The 19,252-nt window shown below is 41.9% G+C and carries 24 protein-coding genes; 14 read left to right on the top strand and 10 right to left on the bottom strand.

Annotation, left to right across the window (positions count from 1 at the left end):
• Positions 1 to 55: 55 nt before the first annotated feature.
• The 7 genes from ID47_RS05930 to ID47_RS05900 all read left to right on the top strand — a co-directional run bounded on the left by ID47_RS05930 (position 56) and on the right by ID47_RS05900 (position 5,760).
• Positions 56 to 874 carry a cytochrome c oxidase subunit 3 gene (locus ID47_RS05930; protein ID WP_038464839.1) on the top strand — a complete coding sequence of 273 codons (819 nt, stop codon included), beginning with the start codon at positions 56 to 58 and terminating at the stop codon, positions 872 to 874.
• A gap of 519 nt (positions 875 to 1,393) precedes the next feature.
• The gene (locus tag ID47_RS05925; protein ID WP_156956677.1) at positions 1,394 to 2,143 is read left to right on the top strand and encodes a GGDEF domain-containing protein; all 750 of its coding nucleotides are present in this window, start codon (positions 1,394 to 1,396) and stop codon (positions 2,141 to 2,143) included.
• A gap of 67 nt (positions 2,144 to 2,210) precedes the next feature.
• On the top strand, positions 2,211 to 3,470 hold the full coding sequence (eno, locus tag ID47_RS05920) for a phosphopyruvate hydratase (protein ID WP_038464837.1): 1,260 nt from the start codon (positions 2,211 to 2,213) through the stop codon (positions 3,468 to 3,470).
• 3 nt (positions 3,471 to 3,473) lie between these two features.
• Positions 3,474 to 4,220 (top strand): SDR family oxidoreductase, encoded by a 747-nt coding sequence (locus ID47_RS05915; RefSeq protein ID WP_038464835.1) that lies wholly within the window; start codon positions 3,474 to 3,476, stop codon positions 4,218 to 4,220.
• A complete protein-coding gene (locus tag ID47_RS05910) occupies positions 4,220 to 4,639 on the top strand; it encodes a dihydroneopterin aldolase (RefSeq protein ID WP_051908679.1) in 420 nt (139 codons plus the stop codon). The genes ID47_RS05915 and ID47_RS05910 overlap by 1 nt, the downstream gene beginning before the upstream one ends.
• A 17-nt stretch (positions 4,640 to 4,656) precedes the next feature.
• Complete coding sequence (gene mce / locus ID47_RS05905) at positions 4,657 to 5,055, top strand: methylmalonyl-CoA epimerase (protein WP_038464833.1); 399 nt, start codon at positions 4,657 to 4,659, stop codon at positions 5,053 to 5,055.
• Positions 5,056 to 5,139: 84 nt separating this feature from the next.
• Positions 5,140 to 5,760, top strand: coding sequence for a hypothetical protein (locus ID47_RS05900; RefSeq protein ID WP_038464831.1), 621 nt, complete (start codon positions 5,140 to 5,142; stop codon positions 5,758 to 5,760).
• An 84-nt stretch (positions 5,761 to 5,844) separates the two neighbouring features.
• On the opposite strand, the gene ID47_RS05895 is transcribed toward ID47_RS05900, so the two are convergent.
• From ID47_RS05895 to ID47_RS05855, 9 genes are all read right to left on the bottom strand, one after another.
• Positions 5,845 to 6,624: a succinate dehydrogenase iron-sulfur subunit gene (locus ID47_RS05895; protein ID WP_038464829.1), complete on the bottom strand. Its 780-nt coding sequence runs from the start codon at positions 6,622 to 6,624 to the stop codon at positions 5,845 to 5,847.
• 11 nt (positions 6,625 to 6,635) lie between these two features.
• Positions 6,636 to 8,417, bottom strand: coding sequence for a succinate dehydrogenase flavoprotein subunit (sdhA, locus tag ID47_RS05890; protein ID WP_038464827.1), 1,782 nt, complete (start codon positions 8,415 to 8,417; stop codon positions 6,636 to 6,638).
• Between the two features lies 1 nt (position 8,418).
• Positions 8,419 to 8,817, bottom strand: coding sequence for a succinate dehydrogenase, hydrophobic membrane anchor protein (gene sdhD, locus ID47_RS05885; RefSeq protein WP_038464825.1), 399 nt, complete (start codon positions 8,815 to 8,817; stop codon positions 8,419 to 8,421).
• Positions 8,814 to 9,182 carry a succinate dehydrogenase, cytochrome b556 subunit gene (gene sdhC / locus ID47_RS05880; protein WP_038464823.1) on the bottom strand — a complete coding sequence of 123 codons (369 nt, stop codon included), beginning with the start codon at positions 9,180 to 9,182 and terminating at the stop codon, positions 8,814 to 8,816. The genes sdhD and sdhC overlap by 4 nt, the downstream gene beginning before the upstream one ends.
• A 177-nt stretch (positions 9,183 to 9,359) precedes the next feature.
• The gene (locus tag ID47_RS05875) at positions 9,360 to 9,707 is read right to left on the bottom strand and encodes a helix-turn-helix domain-containing protein (RefSeq protein ID WP_051908678.1); all 348 of its coding nucleotides are present in this window, start codon (positions 9,705 to 9,707) and stop codon (positions 9,360 to 9,362) included.
• 101 nt (positions 9,708 to 9,808) lie between these two features.
• Positions 9,809 to 10,051: a hypothetical protein gene (locus ID47_RS05870; protein WP_038464821.1), complete on the bottom strand. Its 243-nt coding sequence runs from the start codon at positions 10,049 to 10,051 to the stop codon at positions 9,809 to 9,811.
• Positions 10,048 to 10,239, bottom strand: coding sequence for a hypothetical protein (locus ID47_RS05865; RefSeq protein ID WP_038464819.1), 192 nt, complete (start codon positions 10,237 to 10,239; stop codon positions 10,048 to 10,050). Before ID47_RS05865 ends, ID47_RS05870 begins: the two co-directional genes overlap by 4 nt.
• Before the next feature lie 13 nt (positions 10,240 to 10,252).
• On the bottom strand, positions 10,253 to 10,465 hold the full coding sequence (locus tag ID47_RS05860) for a hypothetical protein (RefSeq protein ID WP_038464816.1): 213 nt from the start codon (positions 10,463 to 10,465) through the stop codon (positions 10,253 to 10,255).
• An 870-nt stretch (positions 10,466 to 11,335) separates the two neighbouring features.
• Positions 11,336 to 12,217, bottom strand: coding sequence for a LysR family transcriptional regulator (locus ID47_RS05855; protein ID WP_075261568.1), 882 nt, complete (start codon positions 12,215 to 12,217; stop codon positions 11,336 to 11,338).
• A gap of 1,258 nt (positions 12,218 to 13,475) precedes the next feature.
• Here ID47_RS05855 and ID47_RS05840 point away from each other — a divergent pair.
• The 7 genes from ID47_RS05840 to ID47_RS05810 all read left to right on the top strand — a co-directional run bounded on the left by ID47_RS05840 (position 13,476) and on the right by ID47_RS05810 (position 18,245).
• Entirely contained in the window at positions 13,476 to 14,681 is a 1,206-nt protein-coding gene (locus tag ID47_RS05840; RefSeq protein ID WP_038464808.1) for a phage portal protein, read from the top strand.
• Complete coding sequence (locus ID47_RS05835; RefSeq protein WP_038464806.1) at positions 14,678 to 15,229, top strand: HK97 family phage prohead protease; 552 nt, start codon at positions 14,678 to 14,680, stop codon at positions 15,227 to 15,229. The genes ID47_RS05840 and ID47_RS05835 overlap by 4 nt, the downstream gene beginning before the upstream one ends.
• Positions 15,230 to 15,232: 3 nt before the next feature.
• Positions 15,233 to 16,357, top strand: coding sequence for a phage major capsid protein (locus ID47_RS05830; protein WP_051908677.1), 1,125 nt, complete (start codon positions 15,233 to 15,235; stop codon positions 16,355 to 16,357).
• Between the two features lie 3 nt (positions 16,358 to 16,360).
• On the top strand, positions 16,361 to 16,921 hold the full coding sequence (locus tag ID47_RS05825; RefSeq protein WP_038464804.1) for a head-tail connector protein: 561 nt from the start codon (positions 16,361 to 16,363) through the stop codon (positions 16,919 to 16,921).
• Positions 16,918 to 17,214 (top strand): hypothetical protein, encoded by a 297-nt coding sequence (locus tag ID47_RS05820; RefSeq protein ID WP_038464802.1) that lies wholly within the window; start codon positions 16,918 to 16,920, stop codon positions 17,212 to 17,214. The genes ID47_RS05825 and ID47_RS05820 overlap by 4 nt, the downstream gene beginning before the upstream one ends.
• Before the next feature lie 47 nt (positions 17,215 to 17,261).
• Positions 17,262 to 17,615, top strand: coding sequence for a hypothetical protein (locus ID47_RS05815; RefSeq protein WP_038464800.1), 354 nt, complete (start codon positions 17,262 to 17,264; stop codon positions 17,613 to 17,615).
• A 195-nt stretch (positions 17,616 to 17,810) separates the two neighbouring features.
• Positions 17,811 to 18,245 carry a hypothetical protein gene (locus tag ID47_RS05810; protein ID WP_038464799.1) on the top strand — a complete coding sequence of 145 codons (435 nt, stop codon included), beginning with the start codon at positions 17,811 to 17,813 and terminating at the stop codon, positions 18,243 to 18,245.
• 48 nt (positions 18,246 to 18,293) lie between these two features.
• Here ID47_RS05810 and ID47_RS05805 read toward each other — a convergent pair whose 3' ends face one another.
• Complete coding sequence (locus ID47_RS05805; RefSeq protein WP_075261567.1) at positions 18,294 to 19,232, bottom strand: DMT family transporter; 939 nt, start codon at positions 19,230 to 19,232, stop codon at positions 18,294 to 18,296.
• Positions 19,233 to 19,252: the final 20 nt, after the last annotated feature.

Below are 19,252 nucleotides of genomic sequence, written 5' to 3'. Positions count from 1 at the left end.
TTATATAAATTAGGTATAGTCTATAAACAAGGTTTAATCTGTTTTGGGTTTTTAAATGGAAAATAAGTCTGAAACTCCTGAGCATAAACATCCTTTTCATCTTGTCGATCCAAGCCCGTGGCCTTTGGTTACTTCGCTGGCTACATTTGTTGTTACTGTGGGGGCTGTGCACTTTTTTCATGGTGGCACAAAGATCACCCTGATTGTCGGGTTATTGATGTTACTGGCATCGGCGGGTCTATGGTGGCGGGATGTTATTCGTGAATCAAATACCAAGGGAATTTATACGACGACTATTCAGACGGGCCTCAGGACAGGGATGGTATTATTTATTTGCTCTGAAGTGATGTTCTTTGTTGCCTTTTTCTGGGCGTATTTTGATGCAGCAATATTCCCCAAGGAAGCAACGGGTGGGGTTTGGCCCCCCAAGGGTGTGGAAACCATGGATCCATTCCATCTTCCTTATTTTAATACCTTATTGTTGTTGGCTTCAGGAACTACCGTTACATGGGCGCACCATGCTTTATTAGAGGGGGATCGTAAGGGCGTACTTCAAGGCCTAGGATTAACGGTTATTTTAGGGTTAGTCTTTACCTGTGTGCAGGCTATGGAATATTCCCATGCGGCATTTTCCTTAAATGGTGGAATTTATCCAACAACATTTTATCTAGCAACGGGTTTTCATGGGCTGCATGTGATCATTGGAACAATTTTTTTGGGTGTTTGTTGGCTCCGAGCCTGGCGCAATGAGTTTACCCCCGATGCCCATATTGGATTTGAAGCAGCCGCTTGGTACTGGCACTTTGTAGATGTCGTGTGGTTATTCTTATTCATCTCAATTTATTGGTGGGGATATACCCCCTTTATGGGATAAGATTTTTTGTTCAGGAAGAAACGGCCGTTATGGCCGTTTTTTTATGAGGGACTGAACCATGGGTAAACTAGTGGTTTGGCGTGAGGCTAGTTTCCTATTATATGCTAAGGCATTCATTGACCTTTTATACGCTATAAAATATACCTTATAGGGTATGCTTTTAAGAGAGTATTGCCTATCATTCTAGTCTGCGACTATATAATACCAAAAATATAAATAGGGTTGACTATCACTTATGCAGAGTCTCATAAAGGTTTTATGATTGAAGTAGTAAATTCAATTATTTATGGAATACATGAGAGACTTGAAAAAGTTAAATATTTTTAAGAAAAATTAACCATTATCTTGATGAAAATAAAATAAAAATTGCCCTTAGTTAAGAGGTTAAAATTAAACTTTACAGAAGGTATATAAAACCTGTAAGGTCTTGGCAAAAAGCAAGACGTGGTGGAGGAAAATTTGGATCCAGAAGGTATCAAGATTCAAAAAAATCTTTTCTTTTCAAGGGGCAAGAGAATAGTGCGAAAAATTCTTAATATGTCCCCTGAGATCAATTTGCAACATTCATCTAATAAAATTTCTAATCAATTATTATTATCGTTAAAATCTATTAAGAAAACAACAAAAAATCTTCTCTCTCTTGACCTTAATTCTGGCGATAATAAGCTGTCTGAAAGTTTATCTTATCTAGAAAAAGAGATTACACGGCTAGAAAATTTGATTCGCAAACGAGAATATTATGCTAACAGCGAAGTCAGAGGATTAGGTTATTTGGCCTTTAATGATTCATTGACTGGTTTGCCCAATCGTCAATTTTTTGAAGGAATTGTTGAATCCTTAATTAATGAGGCTCGGCACCAATTTTACCTTGTTTTTATTGATGTCGACGATTTTAAAAATATCAATGATAGCTATGGTCATGAGTTTGGGGATTCTGTTTTAAGAGCTGTGGCACAGCGCGTTCACAGTGCCTTAAGGGAAGGTGATATTGTTGCTCGCTATGGGGGTGATGAATTTGTGGCTCTCATCTATTACCAAGATGCAACGGCTTTAGAACCGATTATGGATCGTCTTCTGGATATGTGTCAGCAGCCTTATCAAATTGATCATAAAGAAGTTTGTGTTAAGCTAAGCTTTGGCGTTGCATCTTATCCTGATCATAGTTCTAGCTATTCTGAATTAATTGATCGAGCGGATCAGGCTATGTATATGGCTAAACAATTAGGAAAAAATTCTTATCAAGTTGCTTTTGGGTCAGCGGGAATTTAGAATAATAAAATGATTCATAAAACAAGACGACGATCTTAAAGGTTGTCTCTCATTCTCAAGGAATATCATGCCATATATTAAAAATATAATTGGACGAGAAATATTGGATTCACGGGGCAACCCAACAGTTGAGGTAGATGTCACCCTTACGGATGGATCGTTTGGTCGGGCAGCCGTTCCATCAGGTGCCTCTACCGGCAGTCATGAAGCAGTAGAACTCAGAGATGGTGACAAAAGCCGCTTTCTTGGGAAAGGTGTTCAGTCTGCTATCTTATCTCTTGAGCATGAGATTTTTCCTACTCTACAGGGAATGGATGCTCGTGATCAACGCCGTATTGACAGGGCTATGATTACTTTAGATGGGACTAAAAATAAATCTCGGTTAGGGGCGAATGCAATTCTGGGGGTAAGTTTGGCGGTGGCTAAAGCAGCTGCTCAAAGTGTTGGTCAACCGCTTTATTCCTATGTGGGGGGCATAGATGCGCATGTCATGCCTGTTCCGATGATGAATATTGTAAACGGTGGGGCGCATGCAGATAATCCTGTTGATATTCAGGAATTTATGATTGTCCCGATCGGCGCCAAATCCAGTGCTCAAGCCATTCAAATGGGGACAGAAGTTTTTCATCACTTAAAGTCACTATTGAAAAAAGCAGGACAGTCGACCAATGTGGGCGATGAAGGGGGATTTGCCCCCAATTTGGGAAGTTCCCGCGAAGCTCTCGACTTTATTATGCAAGCCATTCAAGAAGCTGGTTATCAGCCAGGAAAAGATATTGCGTTGGCTTTGGATGTGGCGGCAACTGAATTTTATGAAGATGGAAAATACCACCTTAAAGGGGAAGGTAAGACATTAGATGCGGCTGGTATGGTTCAGTATTATCAAGCCTTGATTAATGACTATCCTATCATTTCCATTGAAGATGGCTTGGCTGAAGATGATTGGGATGGTTGGTGCCAGTTGACACAATCAATCGGAGACAAGGTGCAGCTGGTGGGTGATGACTTATTCGTGACAAATGTTGACCGTTTGCAGCAGGGGATTAAGAAATTGGCAGCGAATGCAATTTTGATTAAGCTGAATCAAATTGGAACTTTGTCAGAAACCTTAGATACCATAAGACTGGCCAGACGCCATGGATATCGGGTCGTGATTTCACACCGGTCAGGCGAAACGGAGGATGCAACTATCGCAGATCTAGCCGTAGCCGTTAATGCTGGTCAGATTAAAACAGGGTCACTGTGTCGTTCAGATCGAGTTGCAAAATATAACCAACTCTTACGCATTGAAGAAGAGCTTAAAGGAATTAGCCAATACGGAGAATAAACAATGCCAACACTTATGGTCACAGGGGCAGCTCAACGGATTGGGCGCGCTATTGTCGTTCATTTTGCAAAGCTTGGGTGGGATGTCGTCGTCCACTACCATACTTCCTCTCAAAAGGCTCAAAATCTTAAAGAAGAGGTTGAAGGTCATGGCCAGAAGTGTTGGTTGATTCAAGCTGATTTAGCTCAGGAATCCCAGGTCTCTGGCCTTATGGAGGCTGTGCAGGCGATGGCTGGCCGTATTGATTTATTGATCAATAATGCCTCTACCTTTAAATATGATAATTCTAAAACAGCCACCCGCGAATCATGGGATTATCATATGGAGCCTAATCTGAGGGCTCCGTTGATATTGAGTCAAGAATTTCAACGATTAATGAGGAGGGGCATGATTGTTAACCTTCTTGATCAACGTGTATGGAACTTGACGCCTCATTATTTGAGTTATAGCATCAGTAAGTATGGATTATGGGGATTAACTCAAGCTTTGGCTTTAGCGATGGCACCCGCTATTCGAGTCAATGGAATTGGTCCTGGGCCGACGTTAAAAAATGCAAACCAATCTCAAGCGCAGTTTGTAAAACAATGTACATCAACGCCTTTGGGTATAGGCGGAGATACGGACGAGATTGCGAGAGCAATTGAGTTTTTATGGAACGCGCCATCAGTGACAGGGCAAATGATTGCTATGGATGGTGGTCAGCATTTAGGTTGGATGGTGCCAGCTAACCTGGATCAAAGGGATGACTAATGACCAATATGATAACATTCCAGCACGGGAGAGAGGCTAAAGCATCTAAGCATTCCAAAACTTGGGATATTCTTATCAAAGATCTTGTTTTTGATTGTTTTATTGGGATCAATGCAGAAGAAGCTTTGGTGGCTCAGGCTATCCGGTTAAATTTAAAATGTCGAGTTGAAATGCCGACGCCTGATGATCAGAAATATCATGGACAATTTGTTTGTTATGATCAATTAATTCGTTCCATAACGGTGCTCGCGCAAGGCCGACATACGCATTTGGTTGAAACATTGGCAGAGGATATTGCTCAGCTATGTTTTGAAAATCCTCGAATTACTAAGGTTTGGTGTTGTGTTGAAAAACTTGATGTTTACTCAAATGCCTCAAGCGTTGGTGTCGAAATTGAGCGGTATAGAGATTCAGATTAAAAAGGGGGAACGGCAAGATGCTAAAACGGTTAAACCATATTGCGATTGCTGTTCCCGACCTTGATCAGGCAGCCAAATTTTATCGTGATATATTAGGGGCAACTATTAGTGAGCCTCAGGCTCTGCCGGACCATGGGGTAACAACAATATTTGTTGATATGGGCAACACTAAATTAGAACTGCTTCATCCCTTAGGAGACACCTCTCCGGTTACCAAGTTTTTAGAAAAAAATCCGCAAGGGGGCATCCATCATTATTGCCTAGAAGTGGAAGACGTCTCTCGTACCTATGCTGAACTGGCTCAACACGGAATTCGGATACTTGGTGCACCAAAGATAGGGGCCCATGGTAAGCCCGTTATCTTCTTACATCCAAAAGATTGTTTTGGCTGTTTAGTGGAGTTGGAAGATGAGTGATTGATGATAGCCACCCCAGCATAAATCTGCATGAATGTATCTGGGGATGGCCATGACTTTATTTTGATCAGGGGGGATTAAAAGATGGTAAAATTTAAACGGTTAAGCGTATCGCTCGGGATCATTATTGGCATAGCCCATTCCAATAATGCTTTAGAGAATTCTTATAAAAGGAGAATAGTAACAGCGGATGCCGAGGATCTAGGCGTTTGTTTTCAGGTACAAGAACAGGAAATTAAAGTAGTTAATCCAATAGATCTAAGTGATATCCAATCCTCTAAGGTTATGGTCAAGCATTTAAAGGCAACCAAACAATTTATGCCGCCTCAAAGTTATACTAACATTCAACCCACCCAATCAGTTTTAACCGGTCGATATATGGATGCACACTTTAATTCAGATTTTTATATTAAGGTCAGGGATGTGGTTAACGTCTCATTGAGTTTATGGGATGTTAAGGGCGAGGCAACCTTTGTTACTCCAAAATTTAAAGCTAAAGATTTCTCGCTAACCTTAACAGGGGCGATTAAAATTTTAGCACCGCAAGATTCTGATTCTTGGCTTAAAGGTGTGGTTATTAACCCTTCGAGGCTATCTGATCAACCTGTTCATTGTATATTGAGTGGCGACATCAATTTTGGATCACAATCCACTATTGATAACTTCCTGGTTATTGGAAGCCCAGAGATAGAGTTTTTGCTGTAAAAGATGAAAACCACCATTTTAAAGAACGGTCAGTTAAGAAGCAAACTTTTGGCTGTCAACGCTACGTTGAAAGCATGAGGAAAATTAAGCCTTACGTTCTAGAATTTGCTTTTTGATTTCCCCAATTGCCTTGGCTGGGTTCAATCCTTTTGGGCAAGTATTGGTACAGTTCATAATGGTGTGGCAGCGATACAATTTGAATGGATCTTCGAGATCATCAAGGCGTTCGCCGGTATGATCATCTCGGCTATCCGCAATCCAACGATAGGACTGAAGTAAGGTTGCTGGCCCTAGATATTTCTCACCATTCCACCAATAGCTTGGACAGCTAGTCGTGCAGCTAAAGCACAAAATACATTCCCATAATCCGTCAAGTTTGGCACGATCTTCTTCACTTTGTAACCGTTCACGTTCTCCAACCGAGGTATCTGATTGAATCCATGGTTTAACCGAAGCATATTGGGCATAGGCTAAGGACAAATCAGGCACCAAATCCTTAATCACATTCATATGGGGCAACGGATAAATCTTCACATTCCCTTTAATTTCACTAATTGGTTTAGTACAGGCGAGGGTATTGGTTCCGTCAATATTCATGGCGCAACTGCCACAAATTCCCTCGCGGCAAGAGCGACGAAAAGTGAGAGTAGAATCCATTTCATTTTTTATCTTGATCAGGGCATCTAGCACCATGGGGCCGCATTCTTTGAGATCGATTTCATAGGAATCAATGCGGGGGTTAGCATCGTCCTCAGGATTCCAACGGTAAACTTGAAATGTACGAACTTCACCGGCAGCATTGTTACAAGCATGATGCTTGCCTTGTGTGGGTTTAGAATTGCGGGGAAGGGAAAAATCAGCCATGGTTCTGTCCTTTAATAAACCCGTTTCTTGGGGGGAATAACATCAATTTCATCTGTTAGAGTTTTCATCTGCACAGGTCGATAATCAATATTTGTTTTATTCCCCATTAATGTACACAAGGTATGCTTCATCCATTCCGCATCATCTCGATCAGGATGGTCTTCTCTGGCATGGGCGCCACGGCTTTCTTTACGGTTCACCGCAGAAGCCAGGGTTACCAGGCTTTGTTCCAGCAAGTTATGCAACTCTAAGGATTCAATCAAATCACTGTTCCAAATCAAACTTTTGTCATTAATCTGAATTTCTTTCAGACTATCATGGACTTCCTTAATTTTTTCCCAACCTTCTTGCATGTGTTTTTCATCGCGGAACACAGCGCAATGTTTTTGCATGGTTCGTTGCATCTTAAGACGAATATCACCACTCTTTAAGGGACCATTGCTATTGCGGATTCTATCCATCCGCTCGATAGCCTTTTCACCGGCAGACGTTGGCAAAGTTTCATGCGGCATATTCGGGGTAATAAGGTCGCGGGCTCGATGAGCGGCTGCGCGACCAAAAACCACGAGATCGAGTAAGGAGTTTGTGCCAAGGCGATTGGCTCCATGAACTGACACGCAGGCGGCTTCACCAATTGCCATCAAGCCGGGAACCACTGTGCCTTTGCTATCCTTAATGACCTCGGCCATATAATTGGTTGGGATGCCGCCCATATTATAGTGAACTGTTGGAATAACAGGAATAGGTTCTTTTGTTACATCGACGCCTGCAAAAATCTTGGCTGTTTCCGAAATACCTGGAAGGCGTTCATGGAGAACTTTTGGATCGAGATGTTCTAAATGCAAAAAGATATGGTCTTTATGGGGACCGACGCCCCGTCCTTCGTGTATTTCAATGGTCATAGCCCGGCTGACAACGTCTCTAGAGGCTAAATCTTTAGCGTTCGGGGCATAGCGTTCCATGAAGCGCTCTCCGGCACTGTTCGTTAAATAACCTCCTTCACCGCGGGCGCCTTCTGTTATTAAGCAACCAGATCCATAAATTCCTGTGGGGTGAAATTGAATAAATTCCATATCTTGTAAAGGAAGGCCGGCGCGTAAAACCATGGCATTGCCATCACCCGTACAGGTATGGGCTGAGGTGCAGGAAAAGAAAGCGCGTCCGTAACCGCCCGTGGCTAAGACGACTGTGTGAGCTTGGAAACGATGGATGGTTCCATCATCCAGGCAAAGTGCTATAATTCCCCGACAGCGACCTTTTTCATCCATAATTAAATCAAGGGCAAAATATTCTACAAAGAATTCAGCTTGGTGTTTTAGGCATTGCTGATAAAGAGTATGGAGAATCGCATGCCCTGTTCTGTCAGCTGCAGCACAAGCCCGTTTTGCCATGGATTCGCCCTGATTAATGGTGTGGCCGCCAAAGGGGCGTTGATAAATTTTTCCTTCAGGCGTCCGAGAGAAGGGAACGCCAAAGTGTTCGAGTTCAATAACTGAGGGGAGGGCATTGCGGCACATATACTCAATGGCGTCTTGGTCGCCCAACCAGTCGGATCCCTTGATCGTATCATAAAAATGGTTTTTCCAGTTGTCGCCATCGCCCATGTTACCGAGAGCTGCTCCGATCCCCCCTTGAGCCGCGACTGTATGACTGCGTGTGGGGAAAACTTTGGTGACACAGGCTGTTTTCAGTCCGGCAGCGCACATGCCAAGGGTTGCCCTTAATCCAGCGCCACCAGCGCCCACAACCACGACATCAAAACGGTGATCTATAATTTTGTAGCTCTCTGCCATCTTATTTCATTCCCAAGAACATAATTTGTATCAATAAAAATAGAGTCACAGCTGGCAAGATATATCCGACCAGACGAGTTTTTATTAATAGCCAGTAACGCCAAAAGTGATTGTGAACATAGTCCTCTATGATAACCTGCAACCCAAGCGCTGCATGATAACTGACACTGGCAACAAATAAGAAGAGGAGGCTCGCTATCCACGGATTACCAATTGTATGGATCATTTCCGGGTATGGTAATTGGTGATTCTGCGACAGCCAAACCACGATCATAAGTCCGAGCGGCGCAATCAAAATACTGCTCACCCGCTGGGCAATCCAATGGCCTGTCCCATCCTTTGCCGACCCTAAGCCTTTGGCTCGTTTCATGGGGGTATGAAAATTTTTTAAGGTTGTCATGCAAAACTCCATGTCATAAGGGTCGTGCACACAGCGAAAATTACCACAATCCAACCCGTTAAACGAACCGTTGAGAGCTCATATCCGTGGCCATAATCCCAAGCAAGGTGGCGTATACCGTTGGCTAAATGATAGTAAAACCCAAATAGGCTAAATAGAATAACAATCTGACCAAACCATGAACTCATAAAGTCTTTAAAACTGTGATAGGCTGATTCACTGATCGAAAGGCTGGTGAGCCAGGCAATAAAAAATAACAGCGAAATAACAAGACCACCCCCTGTCAGGCGATGAAGAATTGATAGAACGGAAGTAATCTGCGGGCGATAAACCTGGAGATGAGGAGAAAGAGGGCGTGGCTTCATTCAATAATCGCAAATTTGAATAAAATTTATGTAAATACAATAACTCAGATTCTCCCAAGGGGGCAAGCATAATTCCAACTTTAAAATAAACTAAGAATTAGTTAAATAATCAATTTCTGTGCTAGTTGGAAAGAAACAATAGGGCAAAGTGGTCATACTAAGTCATCTCTTATTTTTCTATATAACTTTTACATCTGAAACCGTGCCATAAAGCTCACAAAGTTTAATGTGTACTTTTTGTCCTTTTAAGTTTTCATAAACAAGCCAATTCCCATGCTCGGTCAGGCAGATTGATACACCCTCGAGTCCTTCGAAAAAGAAGTTGGGAGTGACAGAGAGCACCTTACACAGTTGGTAGAGGCGGTAAGAGGGTAGTCTATCAGCTCCCCGTTCGTATTTAGATAGCTGCTGCGGGGTTATCTTAAGCAACTTGGCTAATTCATGCTGCTTAAGGTTTAAAGACAGCCGTCTTTTCTTAATTTGTTGGCCAATATGGGCTTCTATGGAGGACAATTTTGAGTTCATAGTGTAACGACTACCTTGTAGTAAAATTTTCTATAGGCAAAAAGGGATCGACCAAGAAAATACAATTTTCTTAGGGGCTTAAAAGTTCTCTGAGATTGATTCTAGATGGCTGTTTTATGCTGAGACGCTTTCGGAAAAGCAATCACATTTTCCCCCTTCGCTTGAGACATGTTTTTTTTCTGAAGTGAAAGGAAACTTAAGACTGGGGCATTTGTTCGATCGGCACTTTGTAAGTATTTTCTCACCACTAAATCTGTCTTTTGATGAGCCCACAATCTTTGGTGCAGTTGAACTGTCATGCTTTCCATGGTTTCAAAGAAATCATCCCCTATTATTAGCGTCAATAGCTGGCGTTTTCCATGAATGGTGGTATGGGTAGAGATGGAGTGGAAGAGGTTTTCAACGCTGTTAAATGATCGGCTTCGTAGGGAGAAAGCATAAAATTAACCTCTTGCTTGTTAAAGCGTTGAGCGCAGAAGGCAATTAAATCTAACCCTTGAAGCACCATTTCAATCAACGCCGCATCATACAAGGGTTGAGAGAGATCAACCTAAATGGGACTCTTCTTCAAGCGTAAAACTGCTGATGCGTAAAGAATCCGGAGAAGGTTGAATTGTTATCGCTAAAGAGAACGAGGTCTGTGACTGATGCAATGTTAATACCAACCCGGCTGGCGTTACCGAACAGTTAAGCTCATAAGAAAAAGCCAGTTCTTCCGTCTGCCAAGATGTAACGTAATTTTTTAAGATGCTTAACATATTTATCCTCTTTAGTTTGGTCATCATATTTCTTTAAAAAGTATTAGTGTCTTGCTGTAATTAATGAATTTTTTCTAAGACGACTAATACTAAGGTGGGATTAAAAAGATAAGTGTAGCTTATGCTTTATCTCAAAAACTTAGGGTTTCCGCCAAAAAAATAATTTTTATAAAATTATAAAAAAATGTAAGGCAAAATTAATTTAATAATTTTCTACGTAAATAATTTTAATTTTAAAAATTTATCACAGTAATGCGGTGAGCGGATAACCAAAGGCTAGTAGAGAAACCATATTGTTATAGAATATTGTTCTCATCCTACAACTATATTCATTTCCAGAATGGCGGGATAATAAACCGCTGAAATGTATGTCTCCGTGAATCCTGGTGGAGAGAAGGGACAAGGTTTGAAATTTAAAGCACAAATTTTTTATCACTTTGTACTATTTAAAATAATTAAGAATAAAAATGTAAAAATATCAATTATTTCCCTTTTTTAAAGAGATAAATAGAGAAAATTTCTCATTTTATAGGAGGGTAACCAATATTGACTTTGAGATATAAGAAAAGGTAATAAGAAACGTACAGTTAAAAAAAACCATAATATCAATCAATAGTTGATAACAAAAATAAGGAGTCACGTATGTATAGAATCCCTCTCGAAACTAAAAATGGTCAGCCTCTTTTTTCTATTTCAATTGTTAAGAAATAAATTCTTCTTGTTTTATGCTTCTCATATAGATAAAAAATTTATGTAAGGCGCAGGGATTTTAAGGAAATTTTAAAAAATCTGCGTCCAACTTTATTACCTAGCAGTTAGCGGGACTATTTTAAGCTGTAAATAGATTATCTGTTCCTTTGTATTTTAAATTTACTTGCCTATTTTGAGAAGATAGTTATAGAGATGAATAATCTTTTTAGAATTTTTGCGAGATTTATCATAAATAAAATAAAGTGGAACCTGGGGCCTAGGCATATTAGGAAGAACCTCTTTTAAACCTAAATTTAAAATGTTGGTCAAATCAGGGGCTTCAATAATGCCAAGTCCATTCAGAGCACAATTGATCATTCCGTGAAGAGAGTAAATTTGGATATAAGCTTTTCGAGGTTTATTCGTAATATCATTTCCAATATTAAGTAACCAATTCTCATAGGGATTATGATAATTTTCTCTGTAAACAATTAAACGATGATTACTTAGCTCCTCTGGTTTTTGGGGTATACCAAACTTTTTAAGATAAGATTCACTGGCAAAAAGGCGGATAGATACTGTAAAAAGTGGCTCTTGTATAAGCTGAGGTTGATGAGGAATGAGAGGACAGATGGCTATATCATGTTCCCCTATATCCTGAATTTCATTATCGCTTAGAATTATTTGAAGACTAATTTGTGGATATTTATTTAAAAAATTTCTTATATTAGGAATAAGCCAATCTGTTCCAATATAAGGCATTATGATAATTTTTAAATCACCTTGTAATTCATCCTCTACTTCATGAAAAATTTTTTCAAACACTTCATGTTTTTCAATGATTTCCTTGGCATGAGTATATAATTTTTCTCCTTGAGGAGTGAGACGCATTCCTCGAGGAATTCTATCAAATAATTTGGCTTTAAGGTTATATTCTAAATCATTGATTAGTTGACTGAGAGAGGGTTGACTAACATTAAGTTTTTCGGCGGCTCGAGTCATGTTCCCTTCTCGAGCCACCATGTAAAATGGTCTTAACTTAGAAAGATCAATGGGTCTCATGGTTGTTTTCCGATTTACTTAACTAATACCTATCAATCCTTATATTAAAAGGAAGTTTTAAAATAAAGGTTAATTTTATAAAGGATGATTAAATTTTTTTTCATGATGTACTTCCCTTCCCGGCCGAAGAGCCGGGATCTCGAGATGGCACACGATGGCCCTTGTAAGCTCGAGACCCCGGATCAAGTCCGGGGAATAGGTCTTTTTTTATTGATACTTCCTTTCCCGGTCGCAGAGCCGGAATCTCCAGATAGCAAGCGACGGCCCTTATGAGATCGAGACCCCGGATCAAGTCCGGGGAATAGGTCTTTTTTATTGATACTTCCTTTCCCGGCCGAAGAGCCGGAATCTCCAGATAGCAAGCGACGGCCCTTATGAGATCGAGACCCCGGATCAAGTCTGGGGAATAGGTCTTTTTTTATTGATACTTCCTTTCCCGGTCGAAGAGCCGGGATCTCGAGATAGCAAGCGATGGCCTTGTGAGATCGAGACCCCGGATCAAGTCCGGGGAATAGGTCTTTTTTTATTGATACTTCCTTTCCCGGTCGCAGAGCCGGAATCTCGAGATAGCAAGCGACGGCCCTTGTAAGCTCGAGACCCCGGATCAAGTCCGGGGAATAGGTCTTTTTTATTGATACTTCCTTTCCCGGCCGAAGAGCCGGGATCTCGAGATAACAAGCGATTGCCCTTGTGAGATCGAGACCCCGGATCAAGTCCGGGGAATAGGTCTTTTTTTATTGATACTTCCTTTCCCGGCCGAAGAGCCGGGAACTCGAGCTGACAAGCGGTGGCCCCTATGATCTCGAGACCCCGGATCAAGTCCGGGGAATAAGTTCTTTTGTATGGCTACTATTTTACCATTTTCTCCCTTTTCCCGGTCGCAGAGCCGGGATCTCGAGATGGCAGACGATGGCCCTTATGAAATCGAGACCCCGGATCAAGTCCGGGGAATAGGTCTTTTTTTATTGATACTTCCTTTCCCGGCCGAAGAGCCGGGATCTCGAGATAGCAAGCGATGGCTCTTGTGAGCTCGAGACCCCGGATCAAGTCCGGGGATAGAACCCTTTTTTTATTTATTCTCCCTTTTCCCGGCCAAAGAGCCGGGATCTTGAGAGGACAGGCAGTCGAAAAATTGTATAGGCTATAAAAAATTTCCCATGGGCAATTTATGGTGTGTACCATCTATTGCCTAATATTATTTAATTGATATATAACATTTCTTGTAAGTTGGAGTCGTGTATCGTTAAAAGGAAATTCCATGAATATTCTTAAAAATTTGTGGCCACAGCGGACTGAACAAAAGTCTAGCAGTGTGGCTTCTTATATTGCTTATAATACGCTGGGTAAGCCGGTGTGGACCCCCCGCAATTATGCTTTGTTAGCGGATGAAGGTTATCAAAAAAATGTTATTGTTTACCGCTGTGTTACTTTGATTGCTCGCGGTGTGGGTAGCGTACCGTGGTTGCTATATCATAAGGATCATGAAGTTGATCGACATCCCCTTTTAGAGTTGCTCAACTGTCCGAGCCCGCGTCAAGCGGGCTCTTCTTTTATGGAAGCGGTGGTGGGGCATTTGTTGTTGTCTGGCAATGCTTATATTGAAGCAGTCTTTGATCAACAGAATCAAGCGCGTGAGCTGTATGCTTTGCGACCTGATCGGATGAAAGTTATTCCAGGAATATCGGGTATGCCTACCGGATTTGAATACGATATTGATGGACATAAACGGCGCTTAGAATGTGATCCAATTACGGGACATTCTTCCGTGCTTCATCTGAAAAATTTCCATCCATTAAATGATTGGTATGGCATGAGTCCTATCGAAGCGGCTGCTCGATCAATTGATCAACATAATGTTGTGGCTGAACATAATTTATCCTTGTTGCAAAACGGTGGGCGTCCAAGCGGTGCTTTGATGTTTAAGCCTGGAAATTCTCAGCCCCTTACGGAAAAGCAAAGAGATTCCCTGCGCGAGGATATTCGCCGAATCTATGAAGGCAATGCCAATGCGGGCCGAATAATGGTTTTAGAGGGTGATTTTGATTGGAAAGAAATGGGACTCAGTCCGAAAGACCTCGATTTTATCGAAGGGAAAAAAATGTCGGCCCGGGAAATTTCCCAAGCCTTTGGGGTTCCACCGATGCTGGTGGGAATTGCAGGAGATGCAACATTTGCCAATTATAAGGAAGCTCGCTATCACCTGTGGGAAGATACCATCCTACCCTTGATGGAATTTCTGATCGCCGAATTCAATCTGTGGCTTTGTCCTTATTTTGGGAATGGATATCGTTTGTCCTACGATGTTGACGCCATTCCAGCTTTGGCTCAACGGCGTGAATCTCTATGGAACAAAATTCAATCAGCTGATTTTCTCACCCTTAATGAAAAGCGCCAGGCAGTGGGATATGGACCCTTGCCGAATGGCGATGCTTTGACTGTTAACCCTAAGAAGGAGGCCCCATGACCAAACACTTAAGTATTCCGTTTTCGATTAAAAGCCATCAAGATGATGGCTTTTTTTGTGGCTATGCCAGCGTTTTTGATGTAACGGATCATCATCAAGAAATTGTGGGACGCCAAGCTTTTCAACAATCCCTCCACAAATGGCGTGCCAAAGGACGCTTGCCAAAAATGTTATGGCAGCACGATCAACGCAAACCGATCGGTGTGTGGGATGAAATTTATGAAGACGCGCATGGTTTATTCGTAAAAGGGCGATTGCTTCTGGATTTAGAAGCGGGTCGCGAGGCTTATGCTTTGATGAAAGCTGGCGTTATTGACAGTCTTTCTATCGGTTTTCGCTCTATCAGAGCCTTAAAGGATCCAAAAAAGAATGCGCGTATTTTAGAAGAAGTCGATTTACTCGAAATTTCGCTTGTGACTTTTGCTGCCAATCCGGATGCAAAAATCACCGCGGTCAAGGAATTTGCCGTTAGTGACGATATTGTCCGGCAAATTAAGGAGCTCAGCGAGATGCTGAAGTCTCGACGTTTAACTCAAGAAAGGAAGTAACTCATGACAGAAATCACCACCACTTTGGCGGAACTTAATGCATCTGTTAAGGATTTTACAACAGAACAGCAAACTAAAATTGCCCAGGTTGAAGATACCCTATGCAAAACAGCTGAGAGACTAAACCAGGTGGAAGTTGCTTTAAAGCGTCCGCAAATGGTCATGGCAAAGTCTGATTCTTTTGATGGGTTCGGGCAATTCGTTCGGAAAGGAATTGATGACATTTCAGCCAAAGCAATGATTAGTTCGAATGATAGTAGTGGCGGATACTTGATCCCATCCTCGGCTGTTCAATTAATTAATCAGCATTTACAATCTCGATCAACCATTCGTCGTTTAGCTGCGGTGACCACTATCACCCATGATGCGATGGATATGCTGATTGAAAAAACAGAACCGGATGTGGGTTGGGTTGCTGAAACTGCTGCACGCGATGAAACATCCACCCCTGAACTCGTTAAAGTTTCTATTCCTGTTCATGAAGTTTATGCAAAACCAAAAGTTAGCCAACGGATGCTTGATGATGCAGCGGTTAACGTCGAATCTTGGTTAGCAGAACGTATTGCTGATAAAATAGCAAAGACAGAAAATCAAGCGTTCCTTTATGGAGATGGTACGGCGAAGCCAAAAGGTATTCTGAGCTATCCAGCTGCTGATATCGGCAAAGGAGAGTGGGGTAATATTGAAACTCTTACGATTGCCGCAGACAAGGATATAACCGCTGAGGATCTAATCGATGTATTTTATGCGATGAAATCAGAATATCTGGAAGGGGCATGCTGGATTATGTCTCGCCGTGCCGCGGCTTTGATTCGTAAAATTAAGGATGGTAACGACATGTATGTCTGGCAGTCATCTTTGGCCGCCGATCAGCCTAACTTGTTAATGGGGTATCCTGTTCATTTGTGCGATGACATAGAAACAAGTAAAGAAAAAATCATCTTTGCGAATATTGCCAAAGCTTATCAAATTGTGGATCGATCCAGCATGAACGTCTTGCGCGATCCGTTTTCAGCTAAGCCTTATGTGGAATTCTATGCCACCAAACGGGTTGGCGGTGATGTGGTTAATTTTAACGCCATTAAAATTGTTGATGTAACCAAAGAAAACGAAACACCCCAGGAGTAATTTATGCTGACAGTGATTCAAACGCAAGCCCAACCCTGCGTGTCACTTCAGCAGATCAAGGCGCATTTGCGTCTTGATCACGCTGAGGATGACGATTATTTAATACATCTTATTAAGGTTGCAACAACATGGGTCGAAGATCTGATCGACTCACCTCTGTTAAACACAACATTTTTATGGCAAACCCTAGTCTCAGAGTCCCATCCAGTTGGTTTATCAGATGTGCAACGCTGCCGTGCTACTGTTGTGCTGCCAAAGCAGAATATAGTTGAGCTTAAGCATGTTGCCATTATTGATTCCTTAGGACAAAAACGGCAGGTCAATTATATGGTCCAGGAAGAAGCGGGTCGGATGATAGTGCATACAGAAACCACCTATAAATGCTTTGAGATTGAATTTGTGGCTGGCTATGGAGAGAGACCAGAGTGTGTGCCCCCAACTTTGCTTCAAGCGGTTATCAATCATGTTGCTTGTCATTATGAATGTCGGACCGGTATTGATCGCGATAGTTATTTGGCTTTATTGCAAATGGTACAACCCTATAAAAGAGTGGGGCTGGCATGAAATCTTCAATGTTAACTGATCGTGTTCAATTATGGCGACGAGATTTGGTTGAAACGGATGAGGGAGATCTTTCTGAAAGATGGTCCCATTCAACAACAGTTTGGGCCGATGTACGGTTGAAAGGTGTGGAAGGCGATGCCTTAGTTTTTGATATAAAAATTCGCCCCACAAATTATAGATTTCAGCGTATTTACTGGCAGGGATTATGGGCCGACTGTCGAAAGTCAATGGTTAAAGATCGAGAAAGTTTGCGTTTTTTTGCTAAAACTTGCCCTGATTTAACGGGATCTTAAGATTACTAAGCTATATATTTTGTTGTAAGCACAGGGAGGCGAAAGTCATGAGCGACTTCTCATTTTTAGCGACAGTTAAGTCGCATTTGCAATCAAAGGTTGAAGACCAAAACTTTTATCTGACGCCTCATACCGATATTAAATACCCATGCTGTCTGCTGGAATTGGATGAAGTTCAGCAAAATATTGGTTTGGGTGAAAATTCTGTTTTGGCAAAGGTTAAATTCCGGACGGTTTGTTTGGATGGAGATGTTGGCGTTAAATCAAGTTTGGACCAATCCAAGAAAATCAATCAACATTTAGATGGTCAAGTTTTATCATTGTCAGACGGGCGGTCAGCTATCGTCAAGTTGATGGGCAATGTCGTTGATATTTCCAAGAATGGCCAAAAAAAACAGTGAGCCACTATTATGAAACCCTACTCCGGAGATAACTTATGGATAAAGATCAAGTCATCGATGCATTAACTCAGGAACTTGAAGACTTAGAGCGGACGCTTCCTTTAAATTTACCCCGTTGGGTACAATGAGGCTAGAATGGAAACAGAACTCATTATATCTAGGTCCGGTTTTCCGCCCTTGTCCGCAAGGGGATGTATGCAGGAATTAGTGCCTTTAGCCCTGGGACAATTCCGTCGCACTGTTAATGGAGATCTAGTTTTTCTAGGCACAAATGGTAAAAAGTATAAATCAACGATCTCCTGCGAAGACAAGACAGTCATTGCAACCGATAGGCTGGATGTCGGTGGAATCGTAGATGTCAGTTGCATTCAGAGGCTTTGGCAGCGATGTGAAGGGAACAGAGTAACGCTCGATCGTCTTCCTGCCGCGGGGTCTGTCCATGTGATTGATGAACACCATAGTCCCTTATATGTTGCCCATATCGAGGGGCGAGAGATAACAATTGATTCAGATCAACCATGCTTTGTCAGCTATCGCCCTTTGTTAACAATGCGTATCGTTCGATATGTCTTAAAAACAGATGAATGGGGTGTTAAAACAGGCTGGCAAATGGAGCTAGAGGAAGTATAATAAGATGCTCTTTACAATGAAAAAGCCGCCTGTTAAGGGCGGCTTTTCTTATGCCGGCTTGCGGCGAGATTCATAATAACTGAGGTAGGCTGTGCCAGCAATAATTAAGATGACCCCTACCAAAGTAAGCTGAGTCGGGATTTCGCTGAAAAGCATAAAGCCAACTGCAGAGGTAAAGATAAATTCAACATACCGGAATGGCATCAAAGCAGAGGCATCGGTTGCAGTAAAGGCTCGAATTAAACAAACTTGAATTAAATTAGCACCAATTCCTAGTAAGACCAACAGTCCTAGTTCACTAAGCGTTGGGGTTTGCCAGAAGTAAAGGGCAGGGATAAAGGCGCAAACGGTGGTGCCAAAGGCAAAATAGAACAACATATTATACGTTGATTCGGTGGCAACCATTTTCTTAGCGATAATATCCAGCAAGGCGAATTGAAGTGCAGCGGCGACAGGAACCAGAGCAACCCAACGGAATGTATCCAAACCGGGTTGTAAAACAACCATTAAGCCAATAAAGCCAACTAAAGTGGCGATCCATCGGGGGGCATCGACGCGTTCACGCAATAAAAAGACCGCAAGAGGAAGGAAAAATAAAGGTTGTGAGAACATAATAGAGGTATTTTCGTTCAATGGCATAACATTGACAGCATAACAGCAAGCTCCAATACCACCGACTCCAAGAATCGCCCGGAAAGCATGCAGCATAGGGCGAGAGGTTTTAAAGACTGCCGTGCCATGGCTGAGCATTAAAGGAATAACAGTGATCATGCTGAAAAAAAAGCGGAAAAAAATGATTTCAGTGGAATGAAGTCTTTCCCCTAAGAAACGCATTAATACATCGTTGGTAACGCTGACAACGCAAATCATTGTCGCCCAGAATGCGCCTTGAGGATAGCCTTTACGGAAAAACCAGCCAATAAGATTCAGGCGACTGAGGCGGTCAATAGTAGTTTCTTCAACAGTTACTGCTGGGTTGTTGCTCATGATTTAACTCTTAATTGAGA

It is taken from the genome of Candidatus Paracaedibacter acanthamoebae, from assembly GCF_000742835.1.
Classification (GTDB): Bacteria; Pseudomonadota; Alphaproteobacteria; order Paracaedibacterales; family Paracaedibacteraceae; genus Paracaedibacter; species Paracaedibacter acanthamoebae.
Note: the sequence above shows the minus strand (reverse complement) of the source record. Positions and strands in the feature narration are given on the sequence as shown.

Bases quoted from the DNA above. Each gene is read 5' to 3' on its own strand.
- sdhD (WP_038464825.1), bottom strand. From the start codon at position 8,817: ATGACAACCTTAAAAAATTTTCATACCCCCATGAAACGAGCCAAAGGC.
- sdhC (WP_038464823.1), bottom strand. From the start codon at position 9,182: ATGAAGCCACGCCCTCTTTCTCCTCATCTCCAGGTTTATCGCCCGCAG.
- sdhA (WP_038464827.1), bottom strand. From the start codon at position 8,417: ATGGCAGAGAGCTACAAAATTATAGATCACCGTTTTGATGTCGTGGTT.
- ID47_RS05860 (WP_038464816.1), bottom strand. From the start codon at position 10,465: ATGTTAAGCATCTTAAAAAATTACGTTACATCTTGGCAGACGGAAGAA.
- ID47_RS05930 (WP_038464839.1), top strand. From the start codon at position 56: ATGGAAAATAAGTCTGAAACTCCTGAGCATAAACATCCTTTTCATCTT.
- ID47_RS05910 (WP_051908679.1), top strand. From the start codon at position 4,220: ATGACCAATATGATAACATTCCAGCACGGGAGAGAGGCTAAAGCATCT.
- ID47_RS05855 (WP_075261568.1), bottom strand. From the start codon at position 12,217: ATGAGACCCATTGATCTTTCTAAGTTAAGACCATTTTACATGGTGGCT.
- ID47_RS05915 (WP_038464835.1), top strand. From the start codon at position 3,474: ATGCCAACACTTATGGTCACAGGGGCAGCTCAACGGATTGGGCGCGCT.
- ID47_RS05815 (WP_038464800.1), top strand. From the start codon at position 17,262: ATGAGCGACTTCTCATTTTTAGCGACAGTTAAGTCGCATTTGCAATCA.
- mce (WP_038464833.1), top strand. From the start codon at position 4,657: ATGCTAAAACGGTTAAACCATATTGCGATTGCTGTTCCCGACCTTGAT.
- ID47_RS05805 (WP_075261567.1), bottom strand. From the start codon at position 19,232: ATGAGCAACAACCCAGCAGTAACTGTTGAAGAAACTACTATTGACCGC.
- ID47_RS05895 (WP_038464829.1), bottom strand. From the start codon at position 6,624: ATGGCTGATTTTTCCCTTCCCCGCAATTCTAAACCCACACAAGGCAAG.
- ID47_RS05810 (WP_038464799.1), top strand. From the start codon at position 17,811: ATGCAGGAATTAGTGCCTTTAGCCCTGGGACAATTCCGTCGCACTGTT.
- ID47_RS05820 (WP_038464802.1), top strand. From the start codon at position 16,918: ATGAAATCTTCAATGTTAACTGATCGTGTTCAATTATGGCGACGAGAT.
- ID47_RS05835 (WP_038464806.1), top strand. From the start codon at position 14,678: ATGACCAAACACTTAAGTATTCCGTTTTCGATTAAAAGCCATCAAGAT.
- ID47_RS05825 (WP_038464804.1), top strand. From the start codon at position 16,361: ATGCTGACAGTGATTCAAACGCAAGCCCAACCCTGCGTGTCACTTCAG.
- eno (WP_038464837.1), top strand. From the start codon at position 2,211: ATGCCATATATTAAAAATATAATTGGACGAGAAATATTGGATTCACGG.
- ID47_RS05840 (WP_038464808.1), top strand. From the start codon at position 13,476: ATGAATATTCTTAAAAATTTGTGGCCACAGCGGACTGAACAAAAGTCT.
- ID47_RS05875 (WP_051908678.1), bottom strand. From the start codon at position 9,707: ATGAACTCAAAATTGTCCTCCATAGAAGCCCATATTGGCCAACAAATT.
- ID47_RS05900 (WP_038464831.1), top strand. From the start codon at position 5,140: ATGGTAAAATTTAAACGGTTAAGCGTATCGCTCGGGATCATTATTGGC.
- ID47_RS05830 (WP_051908677.1), top strand. From the start codon at position 15,233: ATGACAGAAATCACCACCACTTTGGCGGAACTTAATGCATCTGTTAAG.